The 22,643-nt window shown below is 69.9% G+C and carries 18 protein-coding genes and 1 pseudogene; 11 read left to right on the forward strand and 8 right to left on the reverse strand.

Annotation, left to right across the window (positions count from 1 at the left end; translation table 11 throughout):
• The first annotated feature begins 15 nt into the window (after positions 1 to 15).
• Both cobO and CK240_RS13245 read left to right on the forward strand, forming a co-directional pair.
• The gene (gene cobO / locus CK240_RS13240) at positions 16 to 639 is read left to right on the forward strand and encodes a cob(I)yrinic acid a,c-diamide adenosyltransferase (protein ID WP_095640852.1); all 624 of its coding nucleotides are present in this window, start codon (positions 16 to 18) and stop codon (positions 637 to 639) included.
• 11 nt (positions 640 to 650) lie between these two features.
• Entirely contained in the window at positions 651 to 2,081 is a 1,431-nt protein-coding gene (locus tag CK240_RS13245; protein WP_095640809.1) for a cobyric acid synthase, read from the forward strand.
• A 630-nt stretch (positions 2,082 to 2,711) separates the two neighbouring features.
• Here CK240_RS13245 and CK240_RS13250 read toward each other — a convergent pair.
• Positions 2,712 to 3,485, reverse strand: a complete 774-nt coding sequence (locus tag CK240_RS13250) for a FadR/GntR family transcriptional regulator (protein ID WP_095640810.1) — start codon at positions 3,483 to 3,485, stop codon at positions 2,712 to 2,714.
• A gap of 614 nt (positions 3,486 to 4,099) precedes the next feature.
• On the opposite strand from CK240_RS13250, the gene CK240_RS13255 reads away from it, so the two are divergent.
• The 6 genes from CK240_RS13255 to CK240_RS13280 all read left to right on the forward strand — a co-directional run bounded on the left by CK240_RS13255 (position 4,100) and on the right by CK240_RS13280 (position 11,462).
• Positions 4,100 to 5,767, forward strand: a complete 1,668-nt coding sequence (locus CK240_RS13255) for an L-lactate permease (RefSeq protein ID WP_095640811.1) — start codon at positions 4,100 to 4,102, stop codon at positions 5,765 to 5,767.
• A 67-nt stretch (positions 5,768 to 5,834) separates the two neighbouring features.
• Positions 5,835 to 6,614 carry a (Fe-S)-binding protein gene (locus CK240_RS13260; protein WP_095640812.1) on the forward strand — a complete coding sequence of 260 codons (780 nt, stop codon included), beginning with the start codon at positions 5,835 to 5,837 and terminating at the stop codon, positions 6,612 to 6,614.
• A gap of 4 nt (positions 6,615 to 6,618) precedes the next feature.
• Complete coding sequence (locus tag CK240_RS13265) at positions 6,619 to 8,040, forward strand: lactate utilization protein B (protein ID WP_095640813.1); 1,422 nt, start codon at positions 6,619 to 6,621, stop codon at positions 8,038 to 8,040.
• Complete coding sequence (locus CK240_RS13270) at positions 8,037 to 8,678, forward strand: LutC/YkgG family protein (protein WP_095640814.1); 642 nt, start codon at positions 8,037 to 8,039, stop codon at positions 8,676 to 8,678. Before CK240_RS13265 ends, CK240_RS13270 begins: the two co-directional genes overlap by 4 nt.
• A 33-nt stretch (positions 8,679 to 8,711) precedes the next feature.
• Positions 8,712 to 10,418, forward strand: a complete 1,707-nt coding sequence (gene dld / locus CK240_RS13275; protein ID WP_095640815.1) for a D-lactate dehydrogenase — start codon at positions 8,712 to 8,714, stop codon at positions 10,416 to 10,418.
• Positions 10,419 to 10,598: 180 nt separating this feature from the next.
• Positions 10,599 to 11,462 carry a DMT family transporter gene (locus CK240_RS13280; protein ID WP_095640816.1) on the forward strand — a complete coding sequence of 288 codons (864 nt, stop codon included), beginning with the start codon at positions 10,599 to 10,601 and terminating at the stop codon, positions 11,460 to 11,462.
• Positions 11,463 to 11,472: 10 nt separating this feature from the next.
• Here CK240_RS13280 and ubiV read toward each other — a convergent pair whose 3' ends face one another.
• The 3 genes from ubiV to ubiT are packed head-to-tail and all read right to left on the reverse strand — an operon-like array spanning position 11,473 to position 13,893.
• Complete coding sequence (gene ubiV, locus CK240_RS13285; protein WP_095640817.1) at positions 11,473 to 12,366, reverse strand: ubiquinone anaerobic biosynthesis protein UbiV; 894 nt, start codon at positions 12,364 to 12,366, stop codon at positions 11,473 to 11,475.
• Positions 12,367 to 12,370: 4 nt separating this feature from the next.
• Positions 12,371 to 13,348 carry a ubiquinone anaerobic biosynthesis protein UbiU gene (gene ubiU, locus CK240_RS13290; protein ID WP_095640853.1) on the reverse strand — a complete coding sequence of 326 codons (978 nt, stop codon included), beginning with the start codon at positions 13,346 to 13,348 and terminating at the stop codon, positions 12,371 to 12,373.
• On the reverse strand, positions 13,348 to 13,893 hold the full coding sequence (gene ubiT, locus CK240_RS13295; RefSeq protein WP_095640818.1) for a ubiquinone anaerobic biosynthesis accessory factor UbiT: 546 nt from the start codon (positions 13,891 to 13,893) through the stop codon (positions 13,348 to 13,350). The genes ubiU and ubiT overlap by 1 nt, the downstream gene beginning before the upstream one ends.
• Before the next feature lie 117 nt (positions 13,894 to 14,010).
• On the opposite strand from ubiT, the pseudogene CK240_RS13300 reads away from it, so the two are divergent.
• A pseudogene (locus CK240_RS13300) lies at positions 14,011 to 15,506 on the forward strand (UbiD family decarboxylase).
• Positions 15,503 to 16,078 (forward strand): UbiX family flavin prenyltransferase, encoded by a 576-nt coding sequence (locus CK240_RS13305; RefSeq protein ID WP_095640819.1) that lies wholly within the window; start codon positions 15,503 to 15,505, stop codon positions 16,076 to 16,078. The pseudogene CK240_RS13300 and the gene CK240_RS13305 overlap by 4 nt, the downstream one beginning before the upstream one ends.
• A 640-nt stretch (positions 16,079 to 16,718) precedes the next feature.
• Here the strand turns inward: CK240_RS13305 and CK240_RS13310 are convergent.
• The 3 genes from CK240_RS13310 to CK240_RS13320 form a co-directional block, all read right to left on the reverse strand.
• Complete coding sequence (locus CK240_RS13310) at positions 16,719 to 18,062, reverse strand: MFS transporter (protein ID WP_167650050.1); 1,344 nt, start codon at positions 18,060 to 18,062, stop codon at positions 16,719 to 16,721.
• A 370-nt stretch (positions 18,063 to 18,432) separates the two neighbouring features.
• Positions 18,433 to 19,455: a Bug family tripartite tricarboxylate transporter substrate binding protein gene (locus CK240_RS13315; protein ID WP_095640821.1), complete on the reverse strand. Its 1,023-nt coding sequence runs from the start codon at positions 19,453 to 19,455 to the stop codon at positions 18,433 to 18,435.
• A gap of 23 nt (positions 19,456 to 19,478) precedes the next feature.
• On the reverse strand, positions 19,479 to 20,333 hold the full coding sequence (locus CK240_RS13320) for an amidohydrolase family protein (RefSeq protein ID WP_095640822.1): 855 nt from the start codon (positions 20,331 to 20,333) through the stop codon (positions 19,479 to 19,481).
• 189 nt (positions 20,334 to 20,522) lie between these two features.
• On the opposite strand from CK240_RS13320, the gene CK240_RS13325 reads away from it, so the two are divergent.
• Complete coding sequence (locus CK240_RS13325; RefSeq protein ID WP_095640823.1) at positions 20,523 to 21,395, forward strand: NAD(P)-dependent oxidoreductase; 873 nt, start codon at positions 20,523 to 20,525, stop codon at positions 21,393 to 21,395.
• Here CK240_RS13325 and CK240_RS13330 read toward each other — a convergent pair.
• Positions 21,392 to 22,558, reverse strand: a complete 1,167-nt coding sequence (locus CK240_RS13330) for a LysR family transcriptional regulator (protein ID WP_205957836.1) — start codon at positions 22,556 to 22,558, stop codon at positions 21,392 to 21,394. The genes CK240_RS13325 and CK240_RS13330 overlap by 4 nt on opposite strands.
• Positions 22,559 to 22,643 lie beyond the last annotated feature (85 nt).

Consider the following 22,643-nt stretch of genomic DNA (forward strand, 5'->3'; position numbering starts at 1 on the left):
AAGGGAAAGGGAGCGATGGCGAACCGGGCGGACCCCGACGACGCGGCGCGCCATGCCGAGAAGAAGGCGCGGATCAAGGCCGCCCGCGACCGGATGATGGTGGAGAAGACCGGCGAGAAGGGCCTGATCCTTGTCCTGACGGGGCCGGGCAAGGGCAAGTCGTCCTCGGCCTTCGGCATGGTGATGCGGGCGATCTCGCACGGGATGCGAGTAGGCGTGGTCCAGTTCATCAAGGGCGCCATGGCGACCGGAGAACGGGACTTCCTTCAGGCCCACTTCCCCGACCTTTGCGAGTTCCACACCATGGGCGAAGGCTTCACCTGGGAAACGCAGGACCTCGGGCGTGACCGCGCCGCAGCCGCACGGGCCTGGGACAAGGCCAAGGACCTGATCCGGGACGACCGCAACCGGCTTGTCCTGCTGGACGAGATCAACATCGCCCTTCGCTATGACTATCTCGACATCGGCGAGGTGGTGGCGTTCCTCGAATCCGAGAAGCCCCCGATGACCCATGTCCTGCTGACGGGCCGCAATGCCAGGCCCGAGCTGATCGGGATCGCCGATCTGGTCACGGAAATGGCCGTGGTGAAGCACCCCTTCCGGCAGGGGATCGGGGCACAGGCGGGGATCGAGTTCTGACGCGCGCACTGATGCTGCAGGGGACCGGCTCGAACGTCGGCAAGTCGCTGCTGGTGGCGGGGCTCTGCCGGGCGGCGGTCCGGCGCGGGCTGACCGTGCGCCCGTTCAAGCCGCAGAACATGTCGAACAACGCCGCCGTGACGGCGGACGGCGGCGAGATCGGCCGCGCGCAGGCGCTTCAGGCGCTGGCCTGCGGGGTCGAGCCGCATACCGACATGAACCCGATCCTTCTGAAGCCCGAAACCGACATCGGCGCGCAGGTGATCGTGCAGGGCAAGCGGCGCGCGACCCTGAAGGCGCGCGACTATGCCAGGCTGAAGCCCGAACTGATGGCGCCGGTCCTGGAAAGCTTCAATCGACTGAAATCACAGGCGGATCTCGTGGTCGTCGAAGGCGCGGGCAGCCCCGCCGAGATCAACCTGCGCCCCGGCGACATCGCCAACATGGGCTTTGCCGCCGCCGCCGACGTTCCCGTGGTGCTGATCGGGGACATCGACCGCGGGGGCGTCATCGCGCAGCTGGTCGGCTCCCGGGTCGTTCTCGACCCGGAGGACGCGGCGCGCATCGGGGGCTTCATCGTCAACCGCTTCCGCGGCGATCCCTCGCTGTTCGACGACGGCTACCGGATGATCGCCGAACGGACCGGGTGGCGGGGCTTCGGCGTGCTTCCGTGGTTCGCGAGGGCCGCGCTGCTTCCCGCCGAGGACGCGCTTGACCTGCGGCCCTTCGGGGACGGCGAGGTCAGGATCGCCTGCCTCGCCCTGTCGCGGATCGCCAATTTCGACGACCTCGACCCGTTGAAGATGCACCCCGGCGTCCGGCTTGACATGGTGCGCCCCGGCCAGCCGATCCCGGGGGACGCGGCGGTGGTGATCATCCCCGGCTCGAAATCCACGCGGGCCGACCTCGCGTTCCTGCGGGCGCAGGGCTGGGACACCGACCTCAGGGCCCATCACCGCCGCGGCGGCCGCATCCTGGGGATCTGCGGCGGCTTCCAGATGCTGGGCCGCAGCATCGCCGATCCGCAGGGCCTCGAAGGCGAGCCGGGGGTGACAGAGGGCCTCGGCTACCTGGATGTTGAAACCGTGCTGGCAACGGACAAGCGCCTGACCCGCGTCACCGCCGTCCACGCCCCTTCCGGCCTGCAGGTCGACGGTTATGAGATCCACCTGGGCCGCACCGATGGCCCCGACTGTGTCCGGCCCTTCGCCCATGTCGATGATCTTCCTGAAGGAGCCCGGTCGAGCGACCGCCGGGTCGAGGGAACCTATCTGCACGGGCTGTTCACGTCGGACGACTTCCGCACCGCCTGGATTCAGGAACTCGGGGCGACAACGGGTGCGTTTTCCTATGCAGCCGAGATCGAAGCAGTGCTCGATGAACTCGCCGCCCACATCGAGGCACATCTGGACGTGCAGGAATTGCTGAGACTGGCGCGCTAAGTCGAGGACCGGCTTCTGCGCGGCCTCTTCCTCGCGCATGACCACCGGCGAGTGCCGGGGTGTGGACCCGGAGACATGGGCACCTGCCCCGTCCGCGCCTTCATGGAGGGGCTAATCGGTGTGCTTGGCCCTGACACCCTCGGAGATCAGGCGTAGGCTGACGATGAGTCGGATGCGGAGGTAGATGCGGGGGTGGAGATCTCCCCGGCTGCCGCGTCCGGGTCACCGGTCACCCCGGCAGAAGACGTTGGTTCCGCGATCCTGCGCAGGGCGCTGCCCCTGACTGCGATCACCCGTCCTGCCTCACGCGGCAAGCGCAGCAGCCGACAACGCCCAGAACGGCACGCCCATCGCCACTGCGCGGACCGCCGCATCCTCTCTGGCGCAGCGGAGGGGTGTCGTCGGGTGATGGTTCCTCTGCGCGGACGAGGCGAACCCCGCGCCGCTCCCGCGCTCCAGCTATCTGACGCACGGCGCAGGATGTTTGCAGACGGCGCTGCTGTCGTCTGCGGCAACCGCCGCGGAGCCGTGGAGCAAGCAGGACCGGAGAGCGCGGCAGCTCGACTTGGCCCTGCGGCGCGCCGGGATCGGGTGCGGTGATGCCGCGGCGCTGGTCCGCCGGCACTTCGCTCAGTCCACCGAATTGAGGCGCATCCGGGCCCGCCGTTCGCGGCGCTGGAGTTCGCGGCCGCGGTGAATCGACTTTTCCACGAAGTCCAGATGGTCCCTAGCGGCCCTTTCGCTGCGCTCGGGGTCGCCCGCCTCGATCGCGTCGATGATCTCGAGGTGCTGGTCCAGAAGCGCGCGGCCAGTGCCGTCGATGCTGCGCAGCAGGTCGCGGTTGTAGAAGATGTCCCGCCGGGTCAGGTCGAAGACCGAGGCCATCATGTGGATCAGCGTCGTGTTATGGCTGGCGTCCACGATGGCGCTGTGCAGCCTGAAGTCGGCCTCCTGTTCGGCCTCACGGTCATCGGCCTGCCAGGCGGCCTCAAGCTCGGCGCGGATCGCCGCCAGCCGCTCGCGGTCGGCGGCCGTGGCGCGCTGGGCGGCCAGGCGGGTGGCAAAGGCCTCCTGCTCGCGCCGGTATTCCAGGAAGTCGTGGAAGGCCTCGCCGTGACGGGCATATAGCGCCAGCATCGCGGGCGACATCGCCCGGCCGGTCAACTCGGCAATATAGGTCCCGTCGCCGTGCCGGACTGTCACGAGGTCGCGGCTTTCGAGGATCTGCAACGCCTCGCGCAGCTTCGGACGCGACACGCGGAAGGCCTCGGCCATCTCTCGTTCCGAGGGAAGGCGCGCGCCGCCCTTCAGCACACCCTCGACGATCATCGTCTCGATCTTGTCCACCACGGCCTGGACCACCGATTCGTGGGCGATGGGTTCGAAAACCTGTGCCGCGATCATGGGTCGCCAACCTTCCGCATCAGTGCCGTTTCCTCAAGACGTCAACAATATTGTCCTGCCAAGGGTCGATTTCAAGTGGATACGGCTCGATAGCACTTCGGAATTCACAAATTTGTCAATTAGTTATCACGCAGACGGTCGACCTCCCGCCCACCGCCGTGCTGCATCGCAGAAAATTTTCTGTTGCCGCAGGAAAGTGGTAAAGAGTATGAACCTCTTCGGCGCAGCATCGCTGGGCCACGAGGAGGCAGCCCCATGATCGTGCCTATCCGGTTGAGGAGCCGGGCGGTCATGCGGCCAGGGAGGCTTGTTGATTGGCACCACCGCAAGGCTGCGGCGCGAACTGACGGGTGGGCTGCCGGCTGGTCCCGGGCGGCCGCGTGATCCTGCCCACGACCGCGCGCCAGTGGCCCGCATCGAAGCCCGACCCCAGCCGGCGGACCGGCTTCGGTCCACGACAGGGGCACCGTCCCCCGCCCGTCACGGCAGGGCGGACCGGCCGCGAACCCCGGCAAGAACCCAGTCGCAAGAACGATCGGAAGAATCCGCGTCCCTGCCCCCTCTGACCTCTCGAGCCGGCAGATTCCCTTAACCCGCAACCGAAGGAACGCTTCATGGTCTGGTCGCAAGTCTATGACCCGTTGAACAACATGTGGCTGTCGGCACTGGTCGCCGCGATCCCCATCATCGTCCTGCTCGGCGCCATCGCCATCTTCGAGATCCGGGCGCATATCGCGGCCGCCCTCGGGCTGGTGGCGGCGCTGCTGATCGCGATCGTCGGCTTCGGGATGCCCGCCGGCATGGCCGGGGCGACCGCCGTCTACGGCGCGGCCTACGGGCTGCTTCCGATCGGCTGGATCATTCTCAACGTGATCTTCCTGTATCGCCTGACGGACGAGGCCGGGCTGTTCTCGGTCCTGCGCGACAGCATCGCGGCCCTGACCCCCGACCGGCGGCTGCAGCTGCTGTTCATCGCCTTTTCCTTCGGCGCCTTCTTCGAGGGCGCGGCCGGCTTCGGCACGCCCGTGGCCGTGACCGGCGCCATGCTGATCGGCCTGGGCTTCGCGCCGCTGGCCGCGTCCGGCCTGTCGCTGATCGCGAACACCGCGCCGGTGGCCTATGGCGCGCTGGGCACGCCGGTCATCGCGCTGGCCGCGGTGACGGGCCTCGACCTGCTGGAACTCTCGGGGATGATCGGACGGCAGCTGCCGTTCTTCTCGCTCATCGTGCCCTTCTGGGTCGTCGCCGCCTTTGCGGGCCTGCGCGGCATGTGGCAGGTCTGGCCGGCGCTGCTGGTCTGCGGCGTCAGCTTCGCCATCCCGCAATACCTGGTGTCGAACTTCCACGGGCCGTGGCTGGTGGACGTGGTCGCGGCCATTGTCTCGATGCTCTGCCTTGCGGGCTTCCTGAAGATCTGGAAACCCAAGACCCTGTGGCTGGCCACCAGCCGCGACGGCGATCCTTCGGTTGACACCGCCCCGCGCCCGCAGTCGCTGGGCGCGGCGGCTGCACCCGCCACCAGGGGCGCCGTCCTGCGCGCCTGGCTGCCCTGGGTGATCCTGTCGCTGTTCGTCTTCGCCTGGGGCATCCCGCAGTTCAAGGCCTTCCTGGACAGCATCTGGGTCCTGAAGGTCCCGGTCCCCGGCCTGCACGAGATGGTGCAGAAGGTCCCGCCGGTCGTGGCCGAGCCCCATGTCGAGGCCGCTGTCTACAACTTCAACATCCTGTCGGCGACCGGCACGGGCATCCTGCTGTCGGCCATCGTCGGCGGGCTGCTGATGGGCTATTCGCCCCTGGCCCTGCTGCGGTCCTATGCCCGGACCTTCTGGGTCATCCGCTATTCGCTGCTGACCATCGCGGCGATGCTCGCGCTCGGCTATGTCACCCGCTACTCGGGGACGGACGCCACGCTGGGGCTGATGTTCGCCCAGACCGGCTGGATCTACCCGCTGTTCGGCACCCTTCTGGGCTGGCTGGGCGTCGCGCTGACCGGCTCGGACACCGCGTCCAACGTGCTGTTCGGGGGCCTTCAGAAGGTGACGGCGGAACAGCTTGGCCTGAACCCGGTGCTGATGGCCGCGGCCAACTCGTCGGGCGGGGTCATGGGCAAGATGATCGACGCGCAAAGCATCGTCGTCGCCTCGACCGCGACCAAGTGGTACGGGCATGAAGGCGACATCCTGCGCTATGTCTTCATCCACTCGATCGTGCTGGCGGTGCTGGTCGGCCTGGTCGTGATGCTGCAGGCCTATGTCTATCCCTTCACGCTGATGGTGCCCTGACACCCCTGCGCCGCGCGGGCCCCTTCCGCGCGGCGCACCCCATTTTCCTCCACTGAAGGTCGCGCCCATGCCCGCCACCCTTCCGGACCCCGCCGGCCCACGCGTCGGCCTTTTCGTAACCTGCCTCGTCGATGCCATGCGGCCCGGGATCGGCTTTGCCGCCCTGCAACTGCTGGAGGAGGCCGGCTGCCGGGTCGAGGTGCCTCAGGGCCAGACCTGCTGCGGCCAGCCGGCGCTGAACAGCGGCGACGACCGCGACGCGGCGGACCTCGCGCGCCAGACCATCGCCGCCTTCGAACATTGCGACCATGTCGTGCTGCCCTCGGGCTCCTGCGCGGGAACCATGGTCCATGCCTACCCCGAGCTTCTGGCGCATGACCCCGCATGGGCGCCGCGCGCCCGCGCACTGGCCGCAAAGACGCACGAGATCACCAGCTTCCTGGTGGATGTCATGGGCTACCGTCCCCAAGGCCGCCGCCTTGACGCGACCGCCACCTATCACGACAGCTGCGCGGGCCTGCGGGAACTGGGTATCGCGGCCCAGCCCCGCGCGCTGCTGGCCGAAGTCGAAGGGCTTCAGATGCGCCCGCTTGAAGGCAACGATGTCTGCTGCGGCTTCGGCGGCACCTTCTGCGTGAAATACCCCCGGATCTCGGACGCCATCACCACCGAGAAGGCCCAGGCCATCGAGCGCACCGCGGCGGACATCCTTCTGGCGGGCGATCTCGGCTGCCTGATGAACATGGCGGGCAAGCTGCACCGGCGCGGCGCCGCCACCCGCTGCTTCCACACCATCGAGGTTCTCGCGGGCCGCGCCGACGGTCCCGCCATCGGCGAGGAGGGCTGAGCCCATGGACGCCCCGCAGCTTGCCTTCAAGGAACGCGCCGCCGCCGCACTGGCCGATGGGGCGCTGAAGATCGCCATCGAACGCACCACCGGCAACGCCGAGCGCAAGCGCGCCGCCGCCGTCGCCGCCTTCCCCGAGTTCGAGGCCGCCCGCGCCCGCGGAAAGGCAATCAAGGACCACGTCATCGCCCATCTCGACCATTACCTCGAGATGTTCGAGCGCAACGCCACCGCCGCGGGCGCGCAGGTCCACTGGGCCGCCGACGACGCCGAGGCGCGGGCCATCGTCACCCGCATCTGCCTCGACGCGAAAGCAAGGATCGTGACCCGTTCCAAGTCGATGCTGGGCGAAGAGATCGGCCTGCCCCATGCGCTGGCCGACGCAGGCATCGAGCGGGTGGAAACGGACCTTGCCGAGCACATCATCCAGCTTGCGGGCGAGCGTCCCTCGCACATCGTCTGGCCTGCGATGCACCGCACGCGCGAGCAGGTGGCGCAGCTTTTCATGTCGGGCCACGATCCGGCCCCCGCCGCCGACGATCCCGCGACCATGGTGCAAAGCGCCCGGCGCATCCTGCGGGCCAAGTTCCTGGGCGCCGACGTCGGCATCTCGGGCGCGAACTTCCTGGTCGCGGACACCGGCGCCACCTGCACCGTCACCAACGAGGGCAATGCCGAGCTGACCACCACGCCGCCCCGCATCCACATCGTGACGGCAGGGATCGAGAAGCTGGTGCCCTCGACCGCCCATGCCTTCGCGCTGCTGCGGCTGCTGGTGCGCTCGGCCACGGGCGGCGAGATGACGCAATACACGACCTTCCACCACGGGCCGAAGCGCGCGGGCGATGCCGACGGCCCCGAGGAAAAGCACATCGTCCTGGTGGACAACGGCCGCACCCGGATGCTGGGCGACGAGTTCCGCGCCATGCTGCGCTGCATCCGCTGCGGCGCCTGCATGAACCACTGCGTCGTCTACCGCCAGATCGGCGGCCACGCCTATGGCGGCACCTATCCCGGGCCCATGGGCGCGGTGCTGACCCCGGTGCTGGACGGTCTTGCGCAGTCGCGCGACCTGGCGCACGCCTGCACCATGAACGGCCGCTGCGCCGAGGTCTGCCCCGTGGGCATCCCCCTGCCCACCCTGCTGCGCGCCTGGCGCAGACGAAGCTGGCGCGAGCGGCTTGAGCCGGGCAGCGTCCGCGCGGGCCTCGGGCTCTGGGCCATGGTCGCGCGACGGCCCCGGCTGTATCGGCTGGCCAGCCGCATCGGCGTGCGCGCCCTGCGGCTGATGGGGCGGCGGGGCTGGGTCCGCAGCCTGCCGCTGGCAAAGGGCTGGACCGCCTATCGCGACATGCCCCGTCCGTCGGGGCGGACCTTCATGGAACAGTATCGCGCCGAGCAGGCCGGGCGGAGGACGCCGGAATGACGGCGCGCGAACGTATCCTCGCCGCCATCCGCGACAGCCTCGGCCCCCGCCGGGCCGCGCCGCAGGCCGTCGCCGCCGAGGCCGCCGCCCTGCTGGAGAACCCGCAGGCCACGCGCCCGCGCCTCGCCGCGCCCGACCTGGCCGAGGCCTTCGCGCTGAAGGCCACCGCCCTTGGCACAACCATCGACCATGTGCCGGACATGGCCGGGGTGCCCGCCGCCCTGCGCCGCTATCTGGACGCGCACGGCCTGCCCCCTGCCCTCGCCCTTCAGCCCGCGGCGGAACTGGCGAGGCTGGATTGGGACGGGATCGCCACCCGCCCGACCCTTGCCCCGGACGAGCCCGTGGGCCTCGGGCTTGCCGTCTGGGGCATCGCGGAAACCGGGTCGCTGGTGATCCATTCGGGACCCGACAACCCCATCCTGCTGGCCTTCCTGCCCCTGCATCACGTCATGGTCCTGCGCCGCGATCATCTGCTGGCGCATCTGGAAGGCTACGCCGCCGCCATGCAGGGGGCGGCGCAGCCCCGCAACGCCATCCTGATCACCGGCCCCAGCGGCACCACCGACATCGAGGGCAGCTATGTCCGGGGCGCCCACGGCCCCGGCTTCCTGCACGTCATCCTCGTCGGGCCCTGAGGCCACCCTTCCCCTGCCTGGAGCCCGAGGCCCATGACGCAGCATTCCCACGACGACACGATCCCCCTCGCGGCAGTCGCCCCCGCGCCGGAGTTCCTCGATGCCCTGCGCGGGGTGGTGGGCGCGGCCCATGTCCTGACGCGGCCCCGCGACACTGAACGCTTCCGCATGGGCTATCGCTCGGGCGGGGGCGAGGCCGAGGCCGTGGTCCGCCCCGGCACCCTGGTCGAGATGTGGCGCGTCCTGCGGCTGTGCGTGGACGCGGGCCGCATCGTGATCGCGCAGGCGGCCAACACCGGGCTGACCGAGGGCTCGACGCCGAAAGGCGCCTATGGCCGCCCGGTGGTGATCATCAACACGCTGCGGCTGTCGCGCATCGACCCGATCCTGGATGGCGAGCAGGTCGTCTGCCACGCGGGCGCCACGCTTTACGGGCTGGAACGGCTGCTCGACCCGATGGGGCGCGATCCCCATTCGGTGATCGGCTCAAGCTGCCTTGGCGCCTCGGTCGTGGGCGGGGTGTGCAACAACTCGGGCGGGGCGCTGGTCCGGCGCGGCCCGGCCTATACGGAACTGGCGCTGTTCGCGCAGTTGGGCGCGGACGGCACGCTGCGGCTGGTCAACAACCTCGGCCTGCATCTGGGGGACGACCCCGAGGAGAACCTGCGCCGGCTGGACGCGGGCGAGATCGGGCCGGGGGACGTGGACGCGCAGGCGGGCGCGGCCTCGGACCACGGCTACATGGACCGCGTGCGCGACGTGGACGCGGGCACGCCGGGACGCTTCAATGCCGATCCGGGGCGGCTGCACGAGGCGTCGGGCTGCGCCGGGCGGCTCGCGGTCTTCGCGGTGCGGCTGGACAGCTTCCCCCGCCCCGCCGCGACCGAGGTGCTTTACGTCGGCACCAACGACGCGGGGGCGCTGGCCACACTGCGCCGCCGGCTTCTGACGGAACTCGATCCGCTGCCGATCGTCGGCGAATACATCCACCGCGAGGCCTGGGACATGGCCGCCCGCTTCGGCCGCGACACGCGGCTGTTCATCGAATGGTTCGGCACTGCGAGGATGCCCCTGATGTTCGCGGTCAAGGGCTGGGCCGATGCGCGGCTGCGCAAGCTGCCGCTGGGAACGGACCTCAGCGACCGTTTCCTGCAGTTCGCGGGCCAGGTCGCGCCGGGCCGCCTGCCCCGCCGGATGCGCGACTTCCGCGCCCGCTACGAGCATCACCTGATCCTCAGGCTGGAATCCCCCGCCGACGCGGCCGAGCGCATCCTGGACGAGACGGTCGGCCCCGACGGCTGGTTCCGCTGCACGGCGGCCGAGGGCTCCAAGGCGCTGCTGCACCGCTTTGCCGTGGCGGGCGCGGCCGTGCGCTATGAGGCGATGAACCGCCGCCGCACCGGGGGGCTTGTCGCGCTGGACGTGGCGCTGCGCCGCAACGACCGCGACTGGATCAAGCCGGTGCCGCCGGAATGGGCGGACAAGGTGGCGGCGACCCTCTCCTACGGGCATTTCCTCTGCCACGTCTTCCACCTCGACTATGTGCTGAAGAAGGGGGCCGATCCCGCGGCCTTCAAGAAGGCCATGCTGGCGATGCTGGACGACGAGGGCGCCGAATACCCGGCCGAGCACAACGTAGGCCATCTTTACCACGCCAAGCCCCAACTTGCCGCCTTCTACGAGGGCCTCGATCCCCTTGCCCGATTCAATCCCGGCATCGGCGGCACGCGGCGGTCTTGAAGGGATGTCCGGCGGGCATGGCGGCATCCTGCCCGGCGGGCTTCATCATTCGGGCCGGGCGGGCTATCCGGGTAAGGCGGGTCCCCGGACCTGCCCTTGAACCCGAAATCTTCCGGGCCTATTCCTCCCGCTCCCCTCGCCGGGGCGGGAAGGCCCCTTGCGGACCGAAGGAAGTTGCCGATGCAGGCCCATGCGCCCCTGACCGTCCTCGGCCTCGTCGCCCTTGCCACCACGGCGATCGTCTGCGGCGACACGGCCGGCAAGCTGCTGACCGGCGCGGGGGTGCAGCCGCTCTTCGTGGCATGGTCGCGCTTTGCACTGGCGGCGCTGGTGCTGGCGGGGGTGCTGGGACTGCGGCTGTCGAACCTGCGCCGCCTGCTGGACTGGCGGCTGGTCCTGCGGGCGGCGCTGATCGTGGGCGGCATCGCCTCGATCCTGACGGCCTTGCGGACCGAGCCCATCGCCAATGTCTTCGGCGCCTTCTTCGTCGGTCCCATCGTGGCCTATGCGATCTCGGCCCTGTTTCTGGGCGAACGGGTGTCCTGGCCGCGCACCGTGATGCTGGCCCTGGGATTCGCGGGTGTGCTGCTGGTGGTCCGGCCGGGAGGCGAGATGGGCACGGGCATGATCTTCGCCCTGATGGCGGGGGCCTTCTACGGGTCATACCTTGCCGCGACGCGCTGGCTGGCGGCGGTCCATCCCGCGCCCTTCCTGCTGGGCTCGCAACTGGTGATCGGGGCGATCCTGCTGCTGCCCGCCGGGGTGGTCAGCGTCCCCGCCAGCGCCGGTCCGGGGATCTGGGCGCTGGTGATCGTCAGCTCGCTCGCCTCGGCCTTCGGGAACTACCTGCTGGTGGTGGTCAGCCGGACAACCCCGGCGACGGTCTCCGCACCGCTGATCTATTTCCAGCTGATCGCCGCAACCGCCATCGGCTTCCTCGTCTTCGGCGACTGGCCGGAACCGCTGGCGCTGCTTGGCCTGGCTGTGATCTTCGCCTCCGGCATCGGGGGCCTTGCGCTGGCGCCGAAGCGCCATGCCGCCTGATCCGGGATCGCTATGCGCCCGACCAGCTCGCACCCGCGGGGCCGGTCAGGAAACCGTCCGACAGCGCGCCGCCCGGCACCCAGACCCGCAGGGCCGAGGCCAGTTCCCCGGCCCCCGTCTCTCCGGCCAGCCGCCGGTGGTAGAGCGCCACGGTTTCCGCGAAGCCCCGGCTTTGCGGCGACAGGCGCAGGGCGCTGACGCCCGCCTCGCGCAGCGCCTCGACCTGGTGGGCGGCGGTGGCGGTGGACTGGCTCAGCGTCTGGATGCCGTTCACGGCCAGGAAGGGCTGGCCGTCCAGCGTTTCCACGTCGCGGCCGTCGGGGTCCTCCTCGCAGACGAACTGGCAGGAGTCCTTGGCGCGGTCGTGCAGCCGCGCGTGATAGCAGCGCCCCGACAGCGCCAGCGGCAGGCGGCCGTGGCCCCAGACCTCGACGGCAACGCCAAGATCCGTCCCCGCGCGGGCCAGCGTCGCGACCGAGGCCAGCGGCAGTTCGGGCGGCAGGCAGACCCGCACCGCGCCGCGCTTTGCAAGCCAGCGCAGGGTGCCCTCGTTGTAGACATTCACCAGCGGCCCGACCCAGAAGGGCCGGCCCACGGGCATGTGGCGCAGCGCGGTCAGGTCGTTGACCTCGACGGGCAGCCCGAGGTCCATCAGGTCGGCGGTCAGCCGGCGTTCGCGCTTCAGCGTGACCAGCGCCAGCGTGGTCAGCGCGACCTCTTTCCCCGCCGCATGCAGGGCCTCGATCGCGCCGGGAAGCTCCCCCTCCCAGAAGGGCAGGCGCTTGGAACAGACGAGTTCGCCCAGAACCACGCGGGCCGCGGGGCTCGGGGCCACCTGCCGGTAGAAGCCGCGCACCGTCTCGGCGGGCCAGAAGAACTGGTTGGGTCCGATGGTCAAGTCCATGATCTCACCTCCAGGTCTTGGCATAGGCGCCGGTCGTCGCGGCCTGCCCCTCGGTCAGCCGCGCAAGCAGGCTGACCGGCAGGGGCAGGCCCGCGGCCTCGGCCTCGACCGCGGCGCGGAAGGCGCGCACCACCTCGGCCACATAGGCGCGCGAACGCTGCCGCCCCTCGATCTTCAGCGCGCTGACGCCCGCGCGGGCCAGCGCCGGGATCAGCTGCGTGGCGTCCAAGCTTGCCGGGTCCTCGAAGACGTGGCCCGTCTGCTCGCCCGAGGCGAAGCACCCCTTGCAGAGCGTCGGGTAAGGCGCAGGCCGGCCCGGCGGCGTGCGGTGAATGGTGAAGCCGCCCAGAGCGGCGCGCAGGCCGTCCGGTTCCTCGGAATAGACCACATGGCTCGCGGGCGAGCAGACGCCGTTCATGTTGGGCGAGCGGCCCGTCGCATAGGAGGACAGCGAGCAGCGCCCCTCGGCCATGACGCAAAGGCCGCCGAAGACGAAGACCTCGGTTTCCACGTCGATCTCGCGGTTGATGGCGGTGATCTCGGCCACGGTCAGGACGCGCGGCAGGACCACGCGGCGGACGCCCAAGGCCTCGGCATAGAAGTTGATCGCATCCGGGTTCGCGGCCGCAGCCTGCACCGAGAGATGCCGCCGCAGCCCCGGGTGGTGCTCCGCCGCATGGGCCAGCAGGCCCGGATCGGCCAGGATGACTGCGTCGGCCCCTGCCGTTTCCGCATCGGCCACGGCACGGTGCCAGATCGCCTCGGCGCCGGCGCGGGGAAAGGTGTTGATCGCGACCAGCACCTTGGCGCCGCGCGCATGGGCATGGGACACCGCGTCGGCCATTTCCTCGCGCGAGAAGTTCAGGCCGGGGAAGTTCCGGGCGTTCGTCTCGTCGGCAAAGCCGCAGTAGATGGCGTGCGCCCCGGCCTCGGCGGCGGCACGCAGGGCGGCGGGGGTGCCCGCCGGGCAGACGAGTTCCATCATGGATGTGCTCCGTCCGGCAGGTCTTCGCGGTGCAGGCTGAGGCCGCTGGCGCGTTCGGCCAGGGCTACCGCTTGCCGGACCGCCGGACCGAAGGGACCGGCCAGCGCCGCCAGTTCCCCCGCCAGGTCCAGTTCGGCGTCGTCCAGTGCGTTGCGCAGCGCCAGCACGGCCGCCGTGTCGCCCTCGATCACCAGGTCGCGGGAGAAGAACAGCGCGTCGCCGTCATAGCGCCCGTGCAGCATCCCCGTCAGCGCCGACAGCGGCCCGGCGATGCGGGCGGCGGCCTGCGGCGCGCGACCCCGGCGATGGGTGGTGACGCGCGGCCCGGCCGAAGGCTCCATCCGCAGCACAAGGGGCAGGTCGGTCGGGTCGATCAGCACCGCATGGTCGGCATATGCACCCAAGCGGCGCAGCATTCCGGGATGCCGCGCCGACAGGCGGCGGGACAGGGCCGTCAGGGCCAGTCCCAGTGGCAGAAGCGGAAGCGGCTGCAGGGCGCGCGCGAGGAGGCGCGGGCAATGTGGCAGGTCGGTTTCGGTCATCGGTGCACCTTTCTGGGCCGACCCCTAACGCGGCGTCCCTGCCCCCGACTTGACCCAAGCCAAGTCGCCCCGGTCTTTCCGCTGCTAGCTGCGCGCCTGATCCCTGCGGAGCCTGCCTTGCGTACCCTTCCCGTCTTTCCCGACCTGCGCGCCTTCCTTGACTGGACCGAAAGCCGGAACGAGCTTGCCCGCATCCCCGATCCGGTCGCGGTCCGCCACGAGATGACGGCGGTGCAACTGGCCTCGCTCCGCGCGGGCGGCCCGGTGCTGCGCTTCGACGCGCCGGTGCTGGACGGGGGCAGCCGGTCGGCGGTCCCGGTCGTGACCAACCTTTTCGCCACGCGGGAACGGGTCGCCGCCGGTCTGGGGCTGGCGCCAGACCAGGTGCCGGGCTTCGGCGCCTTCCTTGCCGCGCTGCGCAGCCCTGCGCCGGTGGAAGGGATGCGCGACGCCCTGTCCCGCTGGCCCATGCTGCGCGCGGCGCTGTCCACCCGCCCGCGCATCGTCTCCCGCGCGGCAGCCCAGCAGCAGGTCGAGGCCGCCCCCGACCTTTCCGCCCTGCCCGTGCAGGGCCCTGGCCGGGCGACGCGGGGCCGCTGCTGACATGGCCCGTGGTCGTCACGCGCCCTCATGGCAGCGAACCCGCGCAGGCCGCGCGCTACAACCTCGGGGTCTACCGGGCGCAGGTGATCGGGCGGGACCGGTTGATCCTGCGCTGGCTTGCGCATCGCGGCGGCGCGGCCCATGTCCGGACCTGGGCGCAGGCGGGCCGGTCGATGCCCGTCGCCGTGGTCCTGGGCGCGGACCCCGCCACGCTGCTGGCCGCCGCCCTGCCCTTGCCGGAAACCGTGTCGGAACTGACCTTCTCGGGCGTCCTGCGCGGCGCGCGGACCGAACTGGTCCCAGCCAAGACCGTCCGCCTGCTGGTTCCGGCGCAGGCAGAAATGGTGATCGAGGGCTGGGTCCACCCCGGCGAGACCGCGCCCGAAGGGCCCTTCGGCGACCACACCGGCTATTACAATGCCGTCGAGCCCTTCCCCGTCATGCGCGTCACCGCCCTGACGCACCGGCGCGACCCCTTGTATCTTTCCACCGTCACCGGCCGCCCGCCCGACGAGCCCTCGGTCATCGGAGAGGTCTTCAACGACCTTGCCCTGCCCGTCATCCGCGCCCAGATCCCCGAGGTCCGCGACCTCTGGCTGCCGCCCGCCGCCTGCTCCTATCGCATGGCAGTGATTTCCATCGACAAACGCTATCCGGGACAGGCGCGGCGGGTGATGATGGCGCTGTGGGGAATGCTGCCGCAGTTCAGCTATACCAAGATGCTGGTCGTCGTGGACGCCGATATCGACGCGCGCAACTGGGACGACGTGGCCTGGGCCTTGTCCACCCGCATGGACCCCGCGCGCGACGTGACGATCCTGGACCGCACGCCGATGGACTACCTCGACTTCGCCTCGCCGGTGGAAGGACTGGCGGGCAAGATCGGCATCGACGCCACGACCAAGATCGGCACGGAAACCGCGCGCGACTGGGGGCAGGTCATGGCGCTGGACCCGGTGCATGAGGCCCGCGCGGCCGAGCTTCTGGCCCGCCGGGGCCTTGCGCGATGAGGGTCGTGCTGGGCGTCTCGGGCGCTTCCGGCGCGGCGCTGGCGCTGGCCTGCGCGCGGCATCTGGCACGGCTCGGCGCGCGGTTCGATCTGGTCCTGTCGCCGATGGCGGAACGGACGCTGGGCACCGAGGTGGGGCCGGACGCCCTGCGGGAGCTTGAGGCCATGGCCGCCCGCCGCCACGACATCCGCGACATGGGCGCGACACTCGCCTCGGGCTCGCATCCCGTGGCCGGGATGATTGTCGCGCCCTGCTCGATGCGCAGCCTCGCGGCCATCGCGCACGGGCTTGACGACAACCTGCTGACCCGCGCCGCAGGCGTGCAGTTGAAGGAGCGCCGCCCCCTTGTTCTGCTGGCGCGCGAGGCTCCGCTGACGCTGGCGCACCTGCGCAACATGACGGCAGCCACCGAAATGGGCGCGGTGATCCTGCCGCCGGTGCCCGCCTTCTACCTGCGGCCCGCCTCGGTTGACGAGATCGTCACCCAGATCGCCGCCCGTGCCGTCGATCTGCTGCATCTGGGACCGCCAGCGGCGGCCGCATGGGACGGGGGTGCTGGGGCGTCCCGATGAGACCATGCAATCCGGTCTGGAAAGCTCCGCGCTGTCGTGAAGCGAGCCTGCCGGCCTGACTTCGCGGCGACAGGCGGGCTTCGCCATTCTTCCGCGAGGCAACCTTCACCATGGCCTTGTTTGGCCTGGGGTCCCGGTCCCGCCGCTTCAGTGCCGAATTGTCTTCCTCAAGCTGCTTCATTCCGTTGCCGCTCGTGCCGGTCTCTGCCCGCTTCGGTGCGAGTCCGTTCTTCCGTCAGCCGTCCCTTCGGTGTCCGGACATTCCCTCGCTTCGGAAGTGTGCCCGAGATGTCGGCGTCGGAACGGACCAGCTTCAGAGACAGGGCCAAACGGTTTCCAAGGGAGAAAGACGATCTTCCCGGCGGGACTCCGGGCAAGGCGCCCTGGCGTCGCTGGCCGCGCCCTGCCGAAATTGCCGAGGCACGGGAAGCCCCTCTGCATGAGACCGCCTGTGTTCCCGCGATGCCTTCGTCAGCAATCCGGCAAGGGGCGACCCGATGCGGATGGTCGCGACGCAACTGCTCAAGGGAAGCCGGTGCAACAGGGCACCGGCTTCCCTGATCCTGATCCTGCCACCCTTTGTCCCGCCAGGGGCGCAAGATGGCAGGACGGTTCTGGAAGACGCAGGGGTCGCCCGGTGTCAGGCTTCCACGCGGCTCTCCTCGGCACGGCCATAGGTGGCGCCATTGACCAGGATCGCGCCGGCCGCCAGCGCGGCCGGCACGGCCAGCACGCAGAAAATGGTCGTGAAGCTCCAGCCGAAGCCCAGCAGCACGCCGCCGATGGACGACCCCAGGATCGACCCCAGTCGCCCAACGCCCAGCATCCAGCTGACGCCCGTGGCACGCATCGGCGTCGGATAGCAGGTCGGCGCATAGGCGTTCAGGCCCGTCTGGCCACCGCTCATGAAGAAGCCGACCAGACCCACGATCAGCGCAAGCCCCGCCGCGTGCAGGCCGCTGGTGCCCAGCAGGATCAGGGCAGCCCCGCCGCACAGATAGGCCAGCGCGATCGAGCGGGCCGCGCCGAACCGGTCCATCGCCAGTCCCACGAGGATGGCGCCGATGGTGCCGCCAAGCTGGAACATCGCCGTGACGGTGGCCGCGCGGTCGACCGACATGCCGCCGTCGCGGATCATCGTCGGCAGCCAGCTCGTGGTCAGGTAGATCACCAGCAGGCCCATGAAATAGCAGACCCACAGTGTGAAGGTGCGCAGGGCGAAGGCGCCGGTGAACAGCGCAGCAAAGGGCTGGCGCGCCCCGACCTTCTCCTCGACCAGGGAGAAATGCCTGACGTTGCCGAGGTCGGCGCCGGTGACGCGGCCAAGGACCCGCCCGATGGCCTGGACCGGCCGGCCGCGGACCAGCATGAAGCGCGCCGATTCCGGCAGGGCGAACAGCATCACCAGCCACAGGATCAAGGGGATGAACGCGCCGAAATGCAGCACCGACTGCCATCCCCAGCGGGGCAGCATCCAGGCCGCAACGAAGCCGATGAGAGCCGAGCCGAAGTTGAAGCCGGTGAACATCGTCGCCAGCAGGAAGGAGCGCGAGCGCTTCGGCACGTATTCCGACAAGAGCGTCGTGGTGTTGGGCATCGCCGCCCCAAGCCCAAGGCCGGTGGCGAACCGCAGGGCCGCCATCTCTGTCGGGTTGCGCGACAGCGCGGTCAGCCAGGTCAGCACGCCGAAGGCGAAGACCGAACCCAGCAGCACCTTGCGCCGCCCCAGCCAGTCCGAGGACGAGCCGGCCAGGATCGCCCCCACGGCCAGGCCGATGGGCGCGGCGCCCATGACAAGCCCGAAGGCAGCGCGAGAGATGCCCCATTCCTCGATGATCGAGGGGGCCAGAAAGCCCATGACCGCCACGTCCATGCCGTCGCAGAACACGATGGCAAAGCACAGCGCGGTCAGCATCCATTGCTGCGCCGACATGCGGCGGCTGTCGATAAAGGACTGGATTTCCAGATTATCGGTTTGTTGCACGTTTCCTCCCCGCCGAGCGGCAGGATCACCTGGAAGAGACTGGTCCCTTCCCCGCACGACCTGCCGGATCGGCTGATTTCGGGCCACCTCTCCCTGAAGGTCACCCATGATGGTGCATTCTAGCCGCCTGACGGCCCGCAGCCATTTCGAAGCTGTCGCCGCGCTATAACTTTCAGACAGACCCGTCCCCGGTCGACCCCGCCGGATCAGCTCATTGGACGCCCTCGCCGGGTGTCCGAAGGTCGATCAGACGAAAGACCCGCGGCGGGCAGTCAGGCAGGCGACGGCGGCCTCGTCAGGCAGGGAAAGACGACTTCGGCTGCTTTCCCCGGGCCGGTCGGGCTGCCCGAGGAGAACCGCCCGCTGCGCCCTATTGCTGTTGGATCCCCGCCTCGCGGATCACCTTGCCCCATTTGGCGATGTCGTCGGCAAGGCGCTGGCCGATCTCGTCGGGCGTGCTCGAGCGTGCCTCGACTCCCAGTTCGGCAAAGCGCTGCTGGATCGAAGGATCGGCCAGCACCTCGACCAGCGTCGCATTCAGCTTTCCGACCACCTCGGGCGGCGTTCCCGCAGGCGCGAAGATCGCGTTCCACGAGGTCACCTCGAATCCCGGCACACCCTGCTCGACCGCCGTGGGCACGTCGGGCAGAAGGGCCGAGCGCACCGACCCGGAGGACGCGACCACCGTCGCCTGCCCTTGTTCGATCGGGGCCTTCAGCGCCGTCTGGCTGTCGATGATGACGTCCAGTTCCCCGCCCAGCATCGCCACGACCAAGTCCGGCGTGGCCTTGTAGGGGATGATCGTGAAGTCCACGCCCGACGCGGATTTGAACAGTTCGGCCGCGAGGTTCTGGCTGCTGCCCACCGTGATCGTGCCCACGTTCAGTGCGCCCGGGTTTGCCTTGGCCGCGGCCAGCACGTTTTCCAGCGTCTTCAGCTCGCCGTCCGCCCGCGTGGCGAAGACAAAGTCGAAGAAGGCCATGCTGGACACCGGCACGAAATCCTTGACCGGATCGAACTGCAGGTCCTTGAACAGCGAGGCGCTGATGGCGGTGCCATTGGACAGCAGTGCCAGCGTGTAGCCGTCGGCGGGCGCATTAAGCACGGAGCGGGCGGCCGTCAGCCCGCCGGCGCCCGGCTGGTTCATGATGGTGATCTGCTGGCCCAGCCTGTCCCCCAGAGCCTCGCCGACCACCCGGGCGGTGATGTCGGCGATACCGCCTGCCCCGAATGGCAGCACCAGCGTGATGTTCCGCGTGGGATAGTCGGCCTGCGCCCATGCACTTCCCGGCACGGTCAGCGCAGCCGAGGCTGCAAGCGCGATGCCCAGGAACGCGCGGCGGCATGTCTGGATGGCCGCGCGCGGGACGGCCCTGTTCTTCTCTTTCTTCACGATCTTCCTCCCCGATGATTGCCTTAGGTCGCGAAGCCGTAGAGCCGCGCGGGATTGTCCACGAGCAGCCTCTGCTGCGCCTGCACGGTCGGGGCGACGCGCGGGACCAGGTCGACCAGATCCGCCTCGCTCACTTCGACCTTGAGATTGGGATGCGGGAAATCCGTGCCCCACAGCACGCGGTCGGGGATCGCTTCGACCAATGCCGCGGCAAAGGGCACGGCCGCATCGAAGGGATAGGCAGAGATGCGTTCTGACCCGCTGACCTTGATCCAGCAGTTGTCCAGCCGCGCAAGATCGAGCAGGGCCTTGAAGGCCGGCTGCCCGGTGCCGAGCGTGGTGTCCACCCGCCCCATGTGGTCGATCACGAAGGGCACCGGCAGGGCCCGGATCATCCCGGAAAGCGGTTCGATGTCGCTGGCGTCCATATGCAGGACGACGTGCCAGCCGCGCCCCTTGATGTGATCGATCACGCGGTCGAAGACAGCCTTGTCCGGCGCGCCACCGAGATGTCGGACGAAGTTGAACCGCACCCCCCGGACGCCGCCATCGTCGAGCGCCTGCAGCGCGTCGTCGCCGAAGCTGTCATCCACGATTGCCACGCCGCGATAGCGGTCGGGCCGCCAGGCGATAGCGTCCAGCATGGCGCGGTTGTCGGTACCGTGGCAGCTTGCCTGCACGATCACCGCACGTTCGATCCCCAACGCATCGTGCAGGGCGGCCAGGGCTTCCTTCGGCGCATCCGCGGGGGTGTAGCTGCGGCCGGGCGCATAGGGGAAGATCGCGCCCGGTCCGAAGACGTGGCAATGGGCGTCGCACGATAGCGGAGGAGCCTTGTATTTCGGCCGGGCATGGCTGCGCGCCGGGTGGTTGGTCATGCTGGTGTGTCCTGTCATGGTGGAACCGCATCGCCGCCGGAATGGCGCGCGTCCTTGCGCGCCACCGCACCCGCCCGAGGGCCGGTTGGCAATTTCAAAGTGCCGGCCTTCCCATAAGGTGAGGCTATGCCTCGTTGCACGCCTGCCGGGGTGGGCTATCGCTGGAACGCAAGGGAACGGAGGATTGCGATGCCACAGGACCATCATGCGCCACGCCTGGCCTTCATCGGCTTCGGCGAGGCAGCGGAAGCCTTCGCCACCGGCTGGGGCAGCGAGCGGATGGCCACCGCAACGGCCTTCGACGTCAAGGACACGGGATTGCCGGGGCAGCGCGCCGAGCGCACCGGGGTCGCGCTTGCCGCCAGCCGGAGCGACGCGCTCGGGCGGGCCGAGGCGGTGTTCTGCCTTGTCACCGCCGATCGTGCCGTCGCGGCGGCCGAGGAATGTGCGGGCCTGCTGCCGCCCGGCTGCTTCTGGTTCGATGGCAACAGCTGCTCGCCGGGTGCCAAGCGGCGGGCGGCGCAGGTCATCGACGCTGCGGGCGGGCGCTATGTGGACGTGGCGATCATGGCGCCGGTCCACCCGAAGCTGCACCGGACGCCGCTGCTGATCGCGGGCCCTCATGCGCAGGACGCGGCACCGCTGCTGTCCTCGCTCGGCATGGCCTTCGAGATCGCGGGCGGTCAGGTGGGCGATGCCTCGGCGATCAAGATGATCCGCTCGGTAATGATCAAGGGGATGGAGGCGCTGACCGCCGAGTGCTTGCTGGCTGCCCGCCGCGCAGGCGTGGACGGGCGCATCCTCGGCTCTCTGCAGGCTTCGAACCCGGGCATCGACTGGCCGAAGCAGGCCGCCTACAATCTGGAACGCATGATGGTGCATGGCCGCAGACGGGCGGCCGAGATGCGCGAGGTCGCGGCGACGCTGGACGAACTGGGCCTTCCTTCCGCCTTGGCGCAGGCCACGGCGGATTGGCAGCAGCGGATCGGCGACCTGGAACTGCCCGGGGGCAGCGAGGATTTCGCCGCCCGCGCCGAGGCGATCCTGGGGCGTCTGGACTAGCGGACGCCTGCCGCCAGCGCGCGCAGGATGTCCAGAAAGGCGCGCTGCGCCTCGGTCGGCTCCCACCCGGCACGGACGGTGATGCCGATGGGGCGCAGCGAATCCGGCACCTCGACCGGCAGGATGGCCAGCGCCTGCGCCTCGCTTTCCGCCTCGGCCTGCATCCGCGACAGGCCCCCCAGGTGGTCGCTGCCGCGCAGGATTTCCCGCATCATGATGACCGAGGACGTTTCGATCACGTTGCGGGGCCGGTGCCCGGCCAGGAACGCGTCCAGCGTGGCGCGGAGCGGCGTCTGCCGGCGCGGCATCACCCAAGGGTAATCCACCAGATCTGCGGCGCTGAGGCCCGCCCGCGCCAGCACCGGATGGCCGTGCCGGGCCACGATCACCGCGGAATCCTCGAACAACCGTTCCTGCTGGATGTCGGGAATGGGCTGGGGAATGCGCAGCGCCCCCACCATCATGTCGATCTCGCCCCGCCGCAGGCCGCCCAGCAGTTCGTCATAGCGCCCGTCGATGACCTCGAAGGGAAGGCTGGGGCGCAGTTCGCGGAAGCGCAGCAGGGCGGCGGGCAGGAAGCCCGAGCGCGACAGCGGCAGCGATCCGATGACGATCCGCCCGACCTCGTGTCCGGCCAGCGCGGCCAGTTCGGACGCGGCCTGGTCAAGCTCGGCAAAGGCCAGCCGGGCCGCCTGGGCCAGCGCCTGCGCGGCGCGCGTCGCGATCAGCCCGTGCGTCGTGCGCTGGAAGAACTGCACGCCCGCCGATTGCTCCAGCATGGTGGTCGAGCGGTGGACCGTGGGCTGCGCCAGCCCCAGATGGCGGGCCGCGAGGGTGAAGTTCCCAAGCTCGGATACCGCGATCAGGGCCGAAAGCTGGGCCCGCGTCGCCTGGTGGCGGATCGGGCGAGCCATGTCGGCCATCGCCTCGTCCAGAAACCCCAGTGCCCGGTCCACGCGGCGGGCGAAGACCTCCCCCGCCGGGGTCAGGAAGATCCCGCGCGGGCTGCGCGCGAACAACGCAAGCCCGGCGTCGTCTTCCAGCTTGCGCATGGCCTGGGTGACGGCGGGCTGCGAGACAAGGCAGGCCGCGGCGGTCTGGGTCACCGAATGGGTGCGTGCCAGCGCCTGGAACATGCGCAGGTGACGGATGCTCGGCTGCACGATGGTTGCCCCCTCAACGGGGACGTTCTGGCTGGGGACGTGACCCGCGTAAAGGAAAACCTTCAGGGCCGCCCCGGCGCGCAGG

The organism is Paracoccus salipaludis (assembly GCF_002287065.1).
In the GTDB taxonomy this organism is placed as follows: Bacteria; Pseudomonadota; Alphaproteobacteria; order Rhodobacterales; family Rhodobacteraceae; genus Paracoccus; species Paracoccus salipaludis.